General features: G+C 34.3%; 12 protein-coding genes and 1 tRNA gene. 11 read left to right on the top strand and 2 right to left on the bottom strand.

The genetic code is table 11. From position 1 onward, the window contains the following. The first annotated feature begins 92 nt into the window (after window positions 1-92). The 5 genes from uvrB (at window position 93) to whiA (ending at window position 7,958) form a co-directional block, all read left to right on the top strand. Entirely contained in the window at window positions 93-2,141 is a 2,049-nt protein-coding gene (uvrB, locus tag WR164_RS05830; protein ID WP_286136595.1) for an excinuclease ABC subunit UvrB, read from the top strand. 25 nt (window positions 2,142-2,166) lie between these two features. Beyond that, a complete protein-coding gene (gene uvrA, locus WR164_RS05825) occupies window positions 2,167-5,022 on the top strand; it encodes an excinuclease ABC subunit UvrA (protein WP_286136594.1) in 2,856 nt (951 codons plus the stop codon). 100 nt (window positions 5,023-5,122) lie between these two features. Next, window positions 5,123-5,992 (top strand): RNase adapter RapZ, encoded by an 870-nt coding sequence (gene rapZ / locus WR164_RS05820; protein ID WP_286136593.1) that lies wholly within the window; start codon window positions 5,123-5,125, stop codon window positions 5,990-5,992. Window positions 5,993-6,002: 10 nt separating this feature from the next. Then, on the top strand, window positions 6,003-6,980 hold the full coding sequence (gene mgfK / locus WR164_RS05815) for a gluconeogenesis morphogenetic factor MgfK (RefSeq protein WP_373876901.1): 978 nt from the start codon (window positions 6,003-6,005) through the stop codon (window positions 6,978-6,980). 27 nt (window positions 6,981-7,007) lie between these two features. Beyond that, window positions 7,008-7,958 (top strand): DNA-binding protein WhiA, encoded by a 951-nt coding sequence (whiA, locus tag WR164_RS05810; protein WP_286136592.1) that lies wholly within the window; start codon window positions 7,008-7,010, stop codon window positions 7,956-7,958. A 67-nt stretch (window positions 7,959-8,025) separates the two neighbouring features. On the opposite strand, the gene WR164_RS05805 is transcribed toward whiA, so the two are convergent. Then, window positions 8,026-8,619: an ATP-dependent Clp protease proteolytic subunit gene (locus WR164_RS05805; RefSeq protein WP_286136591.1), complete on the bottom strand. Its 594-nt coding sequence runs from the start codon at window positions 8,617-8,619 to the stop codon at window positions 8,026-8,028. Window positions 8,620-8,715: 96 nt separating this feature from the next. After that, window positions 8,716-8,787: transfer RNA gene (locus tag WR164_RS05800), tRNA-Arg, on the bottom strand. Between the two features lie 255 nt (window positions 8,788-9,042). Between WR164_RS05800 and gap the strand changes: the two genes are divergently transcribed. The 6 genes from gap to secG all read left to right on the top strand — a co-directional run bounded on the left by gap (window position 9,043) and on the right by secG (window position 15,712). Then, window positions 9,043-10,059 carry a type I glyceraldehyde-3-phosphate dehydrogenase gene (gene gap / locus WR164_RS05795; protein WP_286136590.1) on the top strand — a complete coding sequence of 339 codons (1,017 nt, stop codon included), beginning with the start codon at window positions 9,043-9,045 and terminating at the stop codon, window positions 10,057-10,059. Window positions 10,060-10,147: 88 nt separating this feature from the next. Then, window positions 10,148-11,365, top strand: coding sequence for a phosphoglycerate kinase (locus WR164_RS05790; RefSeq protein WP_286136589.1), 1,218 nt, complete (start codon window positions 10,148-10,150; stop codon window positions 11,363-11,365). 247 nt (window positions 11,366-11,612) lie between these two features. Further along, window positions 11,613-12,932, top strand: a complete 1,320-nt coding sequence (eno, locus tag WR164_RS05785) for a phosphopyruvate hydratase (RefSeq protein WP_286136588.1) — start codon at window positions 11,613-11,615, stop codon at window positions 12,930-12,932. A gap of 84 nt (window positions 12,933-13,016) precedes the next feature. Beyond that, window positions 13,017-14,036, top strand: a complete 1,020-nt coding sequence (locus WR164_RS05780; protein WP_286136587.1) for a MucBP domain-containing protein — start codon at window positions 13,017-13,019, stop codon at window positions 14,034-14,036. Between the two features lie 60 nt (window positions 14,037-14,096). Further along, on the top strand, window positions 14,097-15,392 hold the full coding sequence (locus WR164_RS05775) for a ClC family H(+)/Cl(-) exchange transporter (protein WP_286136586.1): 1,296 nt from the start codon (window positions 14,097-14,099) through the stop codon (window positions 15,390-15,392). Window positions 15,393-15,475: 83 nt separating this feature from the next. Next, on the top strand, window positions 15,476-15,712 hold the full coding sequence (secG, locus tag WR164_RS05770; RefSeq protein WP_286136585.1) for a preprotein translocase subunit SecG: 237 nt from the start codon (window positions 15,476-15,478) through the stop codon (window positions 15,710-15,712). Window positions 15,713-15,760 lie beyond the last annotated feature (48 nt).

Here is a 15,760-nt window from a genome sequence, read left to right as displayed (position 1 = left end):
GGCTCTTTTTTATTCTTGAAATAAAAGTAGATGTGTTAGCATATAAGTAAATCTGATTCGAAAAAATAAGTTTAAAAAAGGAGGCTTGTTTATTGATTCGTCGCGATACAAGTCATAAATATGATCTGGTTTCTAAGTACCAACCAACGGGTGATCAACCGAATGCTATTCGCAAATTAACCCAGGGGGTTAAAGATGGTAAGAAGGCTCAAATTCTTTGGGGTGCTACTGGAACTGGTAAAACATTCACAATATCGAATGTGATCAAGAATGTGAATAAACCAGTTTTGGTTTTATCACATAACAAGACTTTGGCTGGTCAATTATACAGTGAATTTAAGAAACTTTTTCCACATAATAAGGTTGAATATTTTGTTAGTTATTATGACTATTACCAACCGGAAGCATACGTTCCATCTAGTGATACTTACATTGAAAAAGATGCATCAATTAATGATGAAATTGATAAATTGCGTCATGCTGCGACCACTTCTTTGTTAACTCGTAATGACACGATTGTTGTTGCTTCCGTTTCAGCTATCTTTGGGTTAGGAAGTCCGAAAGAATACTTTGACCATATTATTTCTTTAAAAGTTGGCCAAGAAATTAACCGGAATGATTTATTAAGACAATTAGTTGATTTACAGTTTGAACGTAATGATATTAATTTTCAACGTGGTAATTTTAGAGTCCGTGGTGATATTGTTGAAGTATTTCCATCTTCCATGGGACAAGATTCATACCGGATTGAATTTTTTGGTGATGAAATTGATCAAATTAAGGAAGTCAATACTTTAACTGGCGAGATCATTTCAGACCATGATAGTATTGCTATTTTCCCAGCAACTCATTTCTTAACCACTACTGATGTAATGTCACATGCCTTAAAGGGCATCGGTCAAGAACTGAAACAACAGGTTAAACACTTGCATTCAAAGGGTAAGTTATTAGAGGCTCAACGACTAAAGCAAAGAACAACTTATGATATTGAAATGATGCGTGAAATGGGTTATACCAATGGAATTGAAAATTATTCTAGGTACATGGATGGTAGAAAACCAGGCGAACCACCGTATACACTTTTAGATTTCTTCCCGAAGGATTTCTTAATGGTAATCGATGAATCGCATCAAACGATTCCACAAATTGGCGGGATGTTCAATGGTGATAAAGCCAGAAAAAAGCAGTTGATTGATTATGGTTTTAGATTGCCAAGTGCATTAGATAACCGTCCATTAAAATTGAATGAATTTGAAAAACACATTAATCAAGTTGTTTATATGTCTGCAACTCCTGGTCCGTATGAAGAAGCTCACAATGATGGAGTTGTTGAACAAATTATTCGACCAACTGGTTTATTGGATCCAACGATTGATGTTAGACCTAGTATGGGCCAAATGGATGATTTAGTTGGTGAAATTAATAAGCGTGTTAAACATCATGAGCGAACTTTCATCACTGTTTTGACTAAAAAAATGGCTGAAGATTTAACTGACTATTTGAAAGATTTAGGAATTAAAGTTAGATATCTTCATAGTGGAATTAAAACACTGGAAAGAACTAGAATTATCCACGATTTACGCTTGGGTAAGTTTGATGTTTTAGTTGGAATCAACTTGTTGCGTGAAGGAATTGATGTTCCAGAAGTTTCACTAGTTGCAATCTTAGATGCCGATAAAGAAGGTTTCTTGAGAAATACTAGATCATTGATTCAAACGATTGGCCGTGCATCCAGAAATTCACATGGTTCTGTTATTATGTATGCTGATACAATTACTAAATCAATGCATGAAGCAATTGATCAAACTAAGCGTCGTCGAAAGCTTCAAATTCAATTTAACCATAAGCATAACGTTACACCAACGACAATTAAGAAGCCAATTCGACCATTGATTCACGCTAGTGGATATAAAGATAAAGAAGATAAAAAGAATAATAAAGATAATCATTTTGTAGAGGCTGACTTTGAAAAGATGAGTCAGGATGATCAAAATGACATGCTTGATCGATTAAAGGATGAAATGAAGGATGCTTCCAAGGCAATGGACTTTGAACAAGCCGCTAATCTAAGGGATGTTATCTTTGAATTAGAAGGTAAGCAAAAGGGTAATCCTAAAAAGCATCATATGAATCATAATTAAGATGAATTAAAGTGGGGATGTTGATTTGCAAAATAATAAAATTATTATCCGCGGTGCAAGAGAACATAATTTAAAAGATGTTAACGTTACGATTCCCAAGAATAAACTAACTGTTATGACTGGATTATCAGGATCCGGTAAAAGCTCATTAGCATTTGATACCCTCTATGCAGAAGGGCAGAGAAGATATGTTGAGAGTTTGTCTTCATATGCTAGGCAATTCTTAGGTCAAATGGATAAACCAGATGTTGATTCAATTGATGGCTTGAGTCCTGCCATTTCAATTGATCAAAAAACAACATCTAAAAATCCACGTTCAACGGTTGGAACGGTTACCGAGATTAATGATTACTTTCGGTTGTTGTGGGCTCGTGTTGGAACGCCATTTTGCCCTAATGATGGGACTAAAATTACTAGTCAGTCGGTTGATCAAATGATTGGTCGGATTAAAAAATTGCCGGATCGAACTAGAATGCAAATTTTTTCACCGGTTGTTAGACATAAAAAAGGGCAACATAAGGCCGTTTTGAATCGAATTAAGCGTGAAGGATACGTCAGAATTCAAATTGACGGGGAACAGCACGATGTTGACGAAAAAATTGATTTAAATAAAAATCAATACCATGATATTGATGTAATTGTTGACCGAATTATCATGAAAAAAGGAATCAATGCTCGCTTGTCTGATTCATTAGAATCTGCTCTCCATTTGAGTGGTGGTTATGCTACGATTGATTTTCTTGGCAAACGAAAACCAATGGTCTTTTCTGAACATTACTCCTGTCCAATTTGTGGATTCAGTGTTGGCAAGTTAGAACCTAATTTATTTTCATTTAATTCACCATTGGGAGCTTGCCCCGATTGTGATGGATTGGGAATTAAATTGGATGTGGATGCTGATTTAGTGGTTCCAGATAAAAGTAAAACTTTAAATCAAGGTGCTCTAGATCCATGGAAACCAATTAGTTCCGAATATTATCCAACGTTATTAAAACAAGCTTGTAAGAAATTCAAAATTAATATGAATACCCCATATTCTCGTTTATCTAAGCGTCAGAAACATATTTTGCTATATGGAAATGGCGATAAGACATTCCATATTCACTTTAAGAGTCATTTTGGACATGTTCGGGATGCTGATATTAAATTTGAAGGGGTGATTAATAACATTAATCGCCGCTATCGAAATACAAATAGTAGTTTTACCAGAGAACAAATGCGTAAATACATGAATGAGTTAACATGTCAGACCTGTCATGGATATCGTCTTAACCGAAGGGCACTTTGCGTTAAAATTAATGGTAAACATATTGGTGAGATTTCTAATTTAAATATTGCGAAGGAATTGAATTTCTTCAAAGATTTGCATTTTGGTGAACAGGATACCGTGGTTGCTAAACCAATTTTGAAGGAAATTAGGGATCGTTTAACTTTCTTACAGAACGTTGGTTTAGGTTATTTGAACTTGTCCCGTTCTGCCGGAACTTTATCTGGTGGAGAATCACAAAGAATTCGTTTAGCAACTCAGATTGGTTCCAATCTTTCTGGAGTTTTGTACGTCTTAGATGAACCTTCAATTGGATTACACCAACGTGATGATGCTAGATTAATTAATTCATTGAAAAAAATGCGTGATTTAGGCAACACACTAGTTGTTGTTGAACATGATGAACGAACGATGAGAGCGTCTGATTACATTGTTGATGTTGGTCCTGGTGCCGGCGTTCGTGGTGGTAAAATTATGGCTACTGGAACTCCTAAACAGGTAGCTAGGAATAAAAAATCCATTACTGGTGAGTATTTATCGGGTAAAAAATTTATTCCTGTTCCCCTAAAGCGTCGTAAGGGAAATGGTAAGAAAATTTCAATTAAAGGTGCTGCCGAAAATAACTTAAAAAACGTTAATGTTGATTTTCCATTAGGTGAATTTGATGTTGTTACTGGCGTTTCTGGTTCTGGTAAATCAACTTTGGTTGATGATATTTTACAACGTGCACTAGCTCAAAAATTAAACCATAATTCTAAGAAACCTGGTCGATATAAGTCAATTAGTGGTTATAACAATATCGACAAAGTTATTAATATTGACCAAAGCCCAATTGGAAGGACCCCTCGCAGTAATCCAGCTACTTATACGAATGTTTTTGATGACATCAGGGATCTATTTGCAAAGACCAATGAAGCTAAAATAAGGGGATATAGCAAGGGCCGATTTAGTTTTAATGTTAAGGGCGGACGTTGTGAAGCTTGCCACGGTGATGGAATTTTGAAGATTGAAATGAACTTCTTACCAGATGTTTATGTTCCATGTGAAGTTTGTCACGGGACTAGGTATAATGCTGAAACATTAGAAGTTAAATATAAGGGTAAGAGTATTGCCGACGTTTTGAATATGACCGTCAGCGAAGCATTAAAATTCTTTAGTGCCATTCCAAAGATTACAAGAAAACTGAAGACAATTAATGCCGTTGGACTAGGTTATGTTAAATTGGGACAATCGGCAACCACTTTATCCGGCGGTGAAGCTCAGAGAATGAAATTAGCAGCTGAACTTTATAAACGATCACGTGGAAAGAATCTATATATTTTGGATGAGCCAACGATTGGTTTACACACGGATGATATTAAGCGTTTGTTAGTTGTCCTACACCAGTTAGTTGATAAGGGTAATACCGTCTTAATTATCGAACATAACTTAGACGTGATTAAAACCGCTGATCATATTATTGACTTAGGACCAGATGGTGGTGACGGTGGCGGTTCTGTTTTAGTTACTGGTACTCCCGAAAAAGTTGCTTCTGATCCACACAGTTATACTGGTGAATACTTAAAACCGGTATTGGAACGTGATACAAAGCGGACTAAGGAATCTAAAAAATAAGTCAAAGGGGATGATAAAATCATCCTCTTTTTTATGATTATGAAAGAAACGCCCGGTATGTTATAATGCAAATGTTATTAAAATAAGGAAGCTATATAAAATGAAATTAAAAGGGCAATTAGTGATTATTACTGGGATGAGTGGTGCTGGTAAAACAATTGCAATCCAAAGTTTTGAAGATTTGGGTTACTTTTGTACTGATAACATGCCACCATCTTTGTTACCTCAATTTGTGAAATTAATTAATTCATCCAGGGATATTACTAAAGTGGCATTAGTAATTGATTTAAGATCGAAAGTGATTTATCGACAGATTGTAAAAATGTTAGATGATTTGTCGAATCAAAACCGCGCTGAAGTAATTTTCTTAGACGCATCAAATGAAGAATTGATTACCCGTTATAAGGAAAGTCGTAGGTCCCATCCCTTATCTAGACAGCATCGACTTCTTTCAGGCATTAAAAAAGAGCGGGCGCTACTTCGTAATGTAAAAGCATCGTCTCAAGTTGTCATTGATACAACGCACCTTTCATTGAATCAGCTTAGGCAAAGGCTTTTAAGTCATTTTAGTTCTGGCAGCGATAGCTTTTTCCATATTGAAATTCTGTCGTTTGGATTTAAGTATGGATTGCCAATGGACGCTGATATTGTAATGGATGTTAGATTTTTACCGAATCCCTATTATATTAAAAGCATGCGAAATCAAACTGGTTTAGATCAAGATGTTTATGACTATGTTATGAATCAAAAGCAAACCGCTAATTTTTATCATCACTTCCTTGCTTTATTGAGAAATACTTTACCAGGTTATCAAAAAGAAGGAAAAACAAATTTAACAATTGCAATTGGTTGTACTGGCGGACAACACCGTTCGGTCGCCATTGCTGAACGACTTTATCAATCATTAAAACCAGACTATTCTGTCCATGTTACTAATCGAGACATTAGAAAGAAAAGTCGAAAAGTATAGGAGGGCAAATATGATTAAAAAAAATAGTTCCAAACGGCCTAAAATTGTTGTGATTGGCGGTGGAACTGGATTACCAGTTATTTTAAAAAGTCTAAAAAATAAAAATATTGATATTACAGCAATCGTTACCACTGCTGATGATGGTGGATCTTCTGGAATTTTGAGAAACTATATTGATATGGTTCCGCCGGGTGATATTAGAAATGTTATGGATGCATTATCAAATCTACCTAAAGTGAATTTAAATTTGTTTCAATATCGATTCAAAAGTAAAGATCAATTTTTTGCTGGTCATCCAATTGGCAATTTAATTATTGCTGCTCTTTCAGAAATGAATGGGGGCATTTTTAATGCTGTCAAAGAACTATCAAGAATTATGAAGGTCGACGGACATGTTTATCCAGCAACTGAGCAAAAATTAGTCCTCCATGCTAAGTTTAAAGACGGCAGTCAGGTTGATGGTGAATCAGAGATTACTAATGCCCATGGACAAATTAAACGGGTTTGGGTGACAACAACTAATGGTAAAGCACCGAAGGCAATTGATCCAGTTATTAAAGCCATTCATGATGCTGACCAAATTGTTTTAGGACCCGGGAGCTTATTTACCAGTATTTTACCTGAATTAATGATAAACAACTTAGGAAAAGCGATTATTAATGCTAATGCTCAAGTGGTTTATATTTGTAATATTATGGCTCAAAATGGTGAAACCAATGGTTTTTCAGATGCTGATCATGTGAAAGTATTAAATCAGCATTTAAAACATCATTTTATTGACATGGTATTTGTTAATAATAAAAAAGTTCCAAAAGGTTACATTGATCAAAATAAGTGGGATGAATACAACCAACAAATTACTAAGGATCCGGATGAATTACGTAAACATGGATGTAAATTTATTTATGATGATTTCCTGGATTTACATGATCATGGTGCTTTTCATAATGGTGATAAGGTTGTTAAAAAACTATTGAATATTCTGTAAATAATAGTAAATAAGAAGGTTTTTTTAATGTCATATGCTAGTGAAGTCAAAAAGGAATTAACAACTTTAAAAGTTCATCGTGATAATGCAAAAGCCGAATTAACAGCATTGATTCGAATGAACGGGTCACTTAGTATTGTTATGCATCATATGGTGTTAAATATTCAAACGGAAAATCCAGCAATTGCTAGAAGGATTTATCAACTACTTCTAACCTTTTATCAAATTAAAAGTCGGTTAGTTGTTAGAAGAAGAATGAAGTTAAATAAAAATAATTTATACATCGTTAAAATTGATGCTAAGTCACGTGTAGTCCTAAGTGATTTAGGAATATTTGCTGATAATCAGATTAATGAACGGATTCCAATTGGTTCGCATTTATTAAGCAAAGATTCTCAAATTAGATCGTATTTGAGGGGTGCATTTCTGGCAGGTGGATCAGTTAATAACCCTAAGACATCTAGATATCATCTGGAAATCTATTCACTATATGAAGAACACAATAAGATGATTTCCGAAATGATGAATAGATATCATTTGAATGCTAGAACAACAAATCGAAGAAGTGGCTACATCACTTATTTAAAGGAATCAGAAAAAATAGGTGATTTTCTTCAATTAATCGGTGCAACTAATTCAATGCTTAGATTTGAAGATATTAGAATCATGCGTGATATGCGAAATTCAGTTAATCGTTTAGTTAACTGTGAGAATGCTAATATGAATAAAGTTGCGAATGCGTCTACCAAACAGATTTATAATATTAAATATATTTCAGATACTGTCGGATTAGATCAATTACCGCCTAAACTTAGGGAGGTAGCTGTTTCTAGAATGGCTCATAAAGAAATGAGTTTAAAAGAATTAGGTAAATTGATCCCAAGTGGGTCAATTTCTAAGTCTGGGATTAACCATCGGCTTAGAAAAATTAATTCATATGCTGAAAAATTGATGAAAACCGATGCCGTTGAAAAATAATAAAAAGAAAAGGTTCCAAATGCTTTTTAACATTTGGAACCTTTTTATTAATAAATAAATTTATTTATTATTTTTGTTCGCTTCTGTTTGTCATAATATGATCAATTAAACCATATTTAACTGATTCTTGCGCTGTTAGGTAATGATCACGTTCGGTATCTCGATTAATTCTTTCAATTGGTTGACCGGAATTCTTAGCCAAAATCTTATTGATCATTTTTCTAGCATGCATGATTGCTTCAGCAGCAATTTCAATTTCAGTTTGTTGACCCTTAGCACCACCTGAAGGTTGGTGAATTAATACTTCTGAATGAGGTAATGCATATCGTTTACCCTTAGTACCGGAAGAAGCTAATACACTGGCCATTGAAGCAGCCATACCCATAACGATGGTTTGGACATCAGATTTAACAAATTTCATTGTATCATAAATTGCCATGCCTGATGTAATGACACCACCAGGTGAATTAATGTATAGATAAATATCTTTATCTGAATCCTGAGCGTCTAAAAATAGTAATTGTGCAATAATTGAGTTTGCCATATTATCTTCAATCGGACCTGATAGCATGATGATTCGATCCTTTAATAAACGGGAATAAATATCATATGCACGTTCACCATTTGCTGTTCTTTCAACAACAGTAGGAACTAAATTCATAATTATATTTCCTCCAATCAATTTCATTTATCTTTAACTATCAACATTTTATATTAATGGTCAAAGAAGGTCAAAGAATTAGTTTTGACCATCGAATGCATTTAGAGGGAATCGAACCCTCATCTTAAGAACCGGAATCTTATGTGCTATCCATTACACTATAAATGCATAAATCTACTAATAAACTATATTATAAAAGGAATTTGAATTCAAGACATTACAATTATAACAATAATATGAGTTAAATGTTTGAAAATAAAAAAGGGGGTTGATATACTCATAATTGTAAGATGATTGTTGAGGTCATCTGTATGACAAGCTATATTAGCTGGATGTAATTATTTTCAAAAATTGGTAATAGTGGTAATATAATGATGTACCATTTTTGAGTAATATATCTTATTTCCAAGGAGGAAAATGTCTATGACTGTAAAGATTGGTATTAACGGTTTTGGCCGTATTGGTCGTTTAGCATTTAGACGTATCAAGGCTTTAAATTCTAGTGATATTGAAGTTGTTGCTATTAATGATTTAACTACACCTTCAATGTTAGCTTATTTATTAAAATATGATACTACTCATGGTAGATATCCTGGTAAGGTTACTTCTACTGATGATGCTATCGTTGTCGATGGTAAGAAGTACCCTGTATATGCACAACCAGATGCTTCTAAGATTCCATGGGTTAAGAATAATGGTGTTGATTTTGTACTTGAATGTACTGGTTTCTACACTTCTAAAGCAAAGGCACAAGCTCATTTAGACGCTGGTGTAAAGCGTGTATTAGTTTCTGCTCCTGCCGGTAGTGATGTTAAGACCGTTGTTCCTGATGTTAACTTAGATACTTTAGACAGTGGTGATAAGATCGTATCTGCTGGTTCTTGTACTACAAGTTGCCTAGCACCTATGGCTTACTGGGCTGATAAAGAATTCGGTATTAAAGTTGGTAGCATGGTTACTGCTCACTCATACACCGCTACTCAAGCTACATTAGATGGTCCTATTAGTAAGAAAGTTCAAAATAACCGTGCCGCAGCTGCTAACACTATTCCACATACTTCTGGTGCTGCCAAAGCAATTGGTTTAGTTGTTCCTAGTTTAAATGGTAAGTTAACTGGTTATGCTTTACGTGTTGCTACCCCAGATGGTTCAGTAACTCAATTAGACTTCGTTCCAAAGAAGCATGTTACTGACGAAGACGTTAACAAGGGATTAGAAAAACACGCTAACGAAGCATTCGGTTATACTGAAGACCAAATCGTTTCAAGTGATATCTTAGATGATACTCACGGTTCATTATTCGAACCTGCATTCACTAAGGTTATCTCTGGTGATGATGGCGAACAAATTGTACGTATCATTGCTTGGTATGATAACGAATTTGGTTTCACATGTAACATGGTTCGTACATTGTTACACTTCGCTAAATTAGCTGACTAATTTTAAGTGAATTTTCATCTAAAAAGGTGGAGGAGGGAAACTTTCTCTGCCTTTTTATTTCAATTAATTCCAATGAGGGGGATTCAATATGGCTAAAACAATCGTTTCAGACTTAGACTTAAATGATAAAAAAGTATTGATGCGTCTAGATTTCAACGTACCAATTACTGCTGATGGCAAGGTTGGCGATGATAACAGAATGGTCGCTGCTTTACCAACAATTAAATATGTAATTGAACACCATGGTAAGGCAATTATTTTTGCTCACCTTGGTAGAATTAAGACTGAAGAAGATAAAAAGGGCAAGTCACTAAAGCCAGTTGCTGCTCATTTATCTAAGTTATTAAACCAACCGGTTACCTTTGTTCCAGTTACAGAAGGTAAACAGTTAGAAGATGCAATCAATAACTTGAAAGATGGCGATGTACTATTAGTACAAAATACTCGTTATGAAGATGTTGTTGATGGTAAAAATGTTAAACGTGAATCCGGTAATGATCCTAAATTAGGCCAATACTGGGCTTCATTAGGTGATTGCTTTGTTAACGATGCCTTTGGTACCGCTCATCGTAACCACGCATCTAACGTTGGTATTTCTAAAGCCATGGAAGCTGCTGGCAAGCCAGTTGCAGGTGGCTTCTTAATGGAAAAAGAAATTAAATATTTAGGTGATGCTGTTAAGAATCCACGCCGTCCATTCGTAGCTATCTTAGGTGGTGCCAAGGTTTCTGATAAAATTGGCGTCATTGATAACTTATTAAGCAAAGTTGATAAGATTATTATCGGCGGTGGCATGGCTTATACTTTCTATGCTGCTAAGGGCATTAAGATCGGTAAATCATTAGTTGAAAAGGATAAGATTGACGTTGCCAAAAAGATTTTAGACAAAGGCGGCGACAAGATTGTTCTTCCTACTGATTCAGTAGTTGCTGACAAATTTGCTAATGATGCTGATCATAAGACCGTTAAGGGTGATATTCCTGATGGTATGATGGCATTAGATATTGGTCCTGATTCTATTAAAACCTTTGAAAACGTTCTAAAGAGCGCTAAAACAGTTGTTTGGAATGGACCAATGGGTGTCTTTGAAATGCCTAACTATGCTAAGGGAACGTTAGCTGTTGGTAAATTCTTAGGTACATTAAAAGATGCTACTACCATTGTTGGTGGTGGAGACTCTACCTCTGCTGTTAAACAATTAGGTGTTGCTGACAAGCTTACCCACATTTCAACCGGCGGTGGAGCTTCATTACAATACTTAGAAGGTAAGACATTACCTGGTATCGCAGCCATTTCTGATAAATAAAAATTAATTAATCATTTAAAGATGAAATTTATAATCCAATATAAATTTCATCTTTTTATTTTTGAATTATTTCACTGTTAATTTTTAAAACTGATATGATATAATAATAATATATGGAATGATATTGTTTCATATGGTGGTTTTAATTAACCATGGTAATTAATATTAATTACCCAAAATTTGGTATTTATTACCAATGTAATAGGCCTTGATTCTAAAGGTATACTTTAATTAAGGAGAGATATAAATGTCACTTATTTCCGATATTTATGGTCGTGAAGTCTTAGACTCACGTGGTAATCCTACTGTTGAAGTAGAATTATATACTGAAGCAGGTGCATTTGGACGTGGAATCGTTCCTTCAGGTGCTTCTACTGGTGAACACGAAGCTGTCGAATTACGTGATGGCGACAAAAACCGTTTTGGCGGTAAAGGTGTTTTAAAGGCAGTTAACAATGTTAACAATATTATTGCTAAGAAAATCGTTGGCATGAACGTTACTGACCAAATGGCAATTGATAAGGCAATGATTGATTTAGATGGTACTCCTAACAAAGCTAAGTTAGGTGCTAACGCTATCCTAGGTGTTTCCATTGCTGCTGCCCGTGCAGCTGCTGATGAAGTTGGCCTTCCATTATACCAATACTTAGGTGGTTTCTATGGCCACTTAATGCCTACACCAATGATGAACGTTATTAATGGTGGTAAGCATGCCAATAATGGTAAGGTTGATTTCCAAGAATTCTTAATTATGCCTGTTGGTGCTAAATCAATGCACGGTGCAATTAGAATGGGTTCTGAAACATTCCATGCTTTGAAGAGTATTTTAAATGCTCGTGGCTTCTCTACTGCTGTTGGTGATGAAGGTGGATTTGCACCTGATTTAAGCAGTAATACAGAACCATTTGAAATTTTAGTTGAAGCAATTAAGAAAGCCGGCTATAAGCCTGGTAAAGATGTATGCATTGCCTTTGATTGTGCTGCATCTGAATTCTATGATGCTAAGACTAAGAAGTATAACTTAAGTGATGGCAAATCTTATTCAGCCGAAGAATTTGTTGACTTATTAGACAAATTAGTCGACAAGTACCCAATTATTTCAATCGAAGATCCATTGGATGAAAACGAATGGGATGATTGGAAGATTGCTACTGACCGTTTAGGTAAAAAGGTTCAAATTATTGGTGATGATTTATTCGTTACTAACACTAACTTCTTATCTAAGGGAATTAAGATGGGCGTTGCTAACTCTATTTTAATCAAGCTTAACCAAATCGGTACTGTAACCGAAACAGTTAAGGCTGTTGAAATGGCTAAAGAAGCTGGTTATACCGCTGTTGTTTCACACCGTTCTGGTGAAACTGAAGATACAACCATTGCTGACTTAGTTGTTGGCTTAAACGCTGGTCAAATTAAGACTGGTTCCATGAGCCGTGGCGAACGAATTGCTAAGTATAATCAATTAATGAGAATTGAAGACCAACTTGGCGATGTTGCTCAATACAAAGGAATTCACTCATTCTATAATTTAAGTCGTGAAGCTCGCGAAAACATTATGAATAAGTAAATTTTAATTTAAAATAAAAAAAGCACCATTCTTTAAATTTCGTATCTATAAATGTTACTTAATTTAAGGAAGGGTGTTTTTATTTTGCGTTTAAAAGTATTTTTATTTTTAATGGCTTTAGTTACTTTTACTGGCTTAAATTTAGCAAACAGTACTGATTCTTATGCCAAGATGGTTTCTTTTGATTTGATTTCCAGTTTTAAGGGTAATAATTCTGATGGGACTAAATTCACTACATCACCCAAATTTGAAGTGATTTCCGGTGATGCCAATAAAATTGTTGATTTGGCTAATCATTATCCGCATTACCATGCCAATGTCTCACAGATTAAATTAAAAAATGGAAGTATGAGGGTTGATTATGTTGCTAATCCGGCTAAGCTTACCGTTAAATTTGTTGATCAAGATGGTAATTCCATTGCTTCTGATCAATTAATTACCCAAGCAACATTTGGTGGGGCTTACCATTTGGACGGCCTTAAAGAAACTGACTATCAATTAATTGATCCGAATCAATTAGAAGGAAAAATTAACGATGAAAATGAGCAAATTGTATTAAGGTATCAATCATTAAAAAAAGATCATCAAAATCATGATGCTAATTCGCATTCAAGTGATTCAAAATCTAATTCATCAGCTACTGGTAATAACGGTGAGAATAAGCAACCATCTGATCATCAATCCCATTCTAAAGATGAACATTTAAAACCAGAACCACAACCTGATAAAAAATCACCTGATCAACAATCAAAAGAAAATAGCAGTACTTCTCATTCTAGTTCTGCTGATCAAGTTGATAAAAATAAAAATCAACTACATCACGGGAATTCTTCTGATCAACAGACAGTGATACCGGTAATTCCTAATGTAATCAATCCTACTAATGCACCAATTCAAAATAATAATGATGATTGGGTTCCGCTTGTGAATGCTACTTTAGATTATTATCATCAATTAGATCAATTTATGAATGGTAATTTGATTGAAATCCCAGTTAAAATTAAATTACCATTTCAATTACATTTGAGACGTAATAATTTTATTAAAATGCGACATCATCATTTAAAACCAATGAAATTAATTTGGAAAACAATTAAATCTTAAAATGATTATTCCCTGTTTCATGTTAAAATTTAAAGTAAGATCATTAAGTGGGGGAGAAAATTGAAAAAATTAAAACTTGATAAGTTAAATGCAGTTGTTAACGGTGTTTTAATTGGAATTGTCGTTGGCATTATTACTAGTTGCTTTCGATTATTAATTGACCGACTGTTTTTGTTAATTAGAATCGTATATCGACTGGCAGCAAGTAATTTAGCTTGGGTAGCTGTAATTGGATTAACTAATATTGTAATTGGAATTTTAATTGCATGGATCATTAATGATGATCCTGACATTAAAGGTTCCGGAATTCCACAATCACAGGGCCAGATTACCGGGGTTTTAAAATATCCATGGTTTAAAACTCTGTGGCATAAATTTATTGGCAGTATTTTAACCGTTGGTAGTGGAATCTTTATGGGGCCAGAAGGACCCGCAATTCAAATTGGTGCATCAGCAGCACAGGGGATTTCAATCTTAAGAACTGATGATCCTGAAAAACGCCGAACAATGATGGCCGGCGGGGTTGCTTCTGGATTAGCAACTATTTTTAATGCTCCGATTGCAAGTACTTTATTTGTTCTAGAAGGTGTTTATCGTGATTTTTCAATTTTGGTTAGTTTAACCGCTTTAACATCTGCTATTATTGCTAATTTTATTTCAACCGTTTTATTTGGTGAAATTCCAATTTTTCACCTCGCGGATCTTCATATGTATCCACTCCATGATTATGGATTGTTAATTATTTTAGGGGTTGTCATTGGAATTGCTGGTTATTTTTACCAGCAAATTACTTTAAAGGTAAATTCGATTCAATTTCATATTAAAGGATTGCCCAGTAATTTTAACGTTTTGATCCCATTAATATTAGTCATTCCATTTGGAATGGATTTACCTATAATATTAGGAAGTGGTAGTAATCTTATTATTAAGATTACCCGTTTTAAATTTTCAATTGGCGCAATTTTATTATATTTGATTTTAAGATTTCTACTATCAGAATTATCAATGAGTACAAAAGCCCCCGGTGGAATTTTAGTTCCAATGTTAGTAATTGGTGCTTTAATTGGCGACCTCTGTGGCCAATTGTTTATTGATCTTGGATTATTAAATCCAATTTATTTATCTAATATTATTATCATTGGAATGGTTGGATTTTTTGCAAGCATTAGCCAAACTCCATTTACGAGTATCATTTTAATTACTGAAATGGTAGGAACGCTTCAGCATTTAATGGCACTCGCCTTTGTGACTGTAATTGCCTATTTAATTGCTGACATCTTAGGGAATGGACCGTTATATGATATTATGTTAAAACAAATAACAGATTGTCATTTTAAATCAATCTACAAAAAATAAATCAATTGGAAAAACAAGATTAAATATGATAACATTTAATTAATATGTATATTTATTGTCTTTAATAGATAGGGGGCAATTCATTGAGTAATTTTTTAATGATTTTATTATGGATTGATAGCATTTTAATTATTCTTGCTGTTTTAATGCAACCAGCTAAAACAGAAAGTGCCATGTCATCTTTGACAGGTGGCGCAAATGATTTATTTGCACATTCTAAAGCACGTGGATTTGAAGCATTTATGCAAAAAGTAACCGTTGTATTGGGGATTATTTTCTTTGTTGTTTCAATTCTATTAGTTTGGATGTCATCACATTAAATAATTGTCCTCTGTTGTTTAACAGAGGATTTTTTTGTATTAAATCCG

Source organism: Philodulcilactobacillus myokonensis, assembly GCF_027923585.1.
GTDB lineage: Bacteria > Bacillota > Bacilli > Lactobacillales > Lactobacillaceae > Philodulcilactobacillus > Philodulcilactobacillus myokonensis.
Note: the sequence above shows the minus strand (reverse complement) of the source record. Positions and strands in the feature narration are given on the sequence as shown.

Coding starts and splice junctions, on each gene's coding strand:
- mgfK (WP_373876901.1), top strand. CDS start 6,003: ATGATTAAAAAAAATAGTTCCAAACGGCCTAAAATTGTTGTGATTGGC.
- whiA (WP_286136592.1), top strand. CDS start 7,008: ATGTCATATGCTAGTGAAGTCAAAAAGGAATTAACAACTTTAAAAGTT.
- eno (WP_286136588.1), top strand. CDS start 11,613: ATGTCACTTATTTCCGATATTTATGGTCGTGAAGTCTTAGACTCACGT.
- rapZ (WP_286136593.1), top strand. CDS start 5,123: ATGAAATTAAAAGGGCAATTAGTGATTATTACTGGGATGAGTGGTGCT.
- WR164_RS05790 (WP_286136589.1), top strand. CDS start 10,148: ATGGCTAAAACAATCGTTTCAGACTTAGACTTAAATGATAAAAAAGTA.
- gap (WP_286136590.1), top strand. CDS start 9,043: ATGACTGTAAAGATTGGTATTAACGGTTTTGGCCGTATTGGTCGTTTA.
- WR164_RS05805 (WP_286136591.1), bottom strand. CDS start 8,619: ATGAATTTAGTTCCTACTGTTGTTGAAAGAACAGCAAATGGTGAACGT.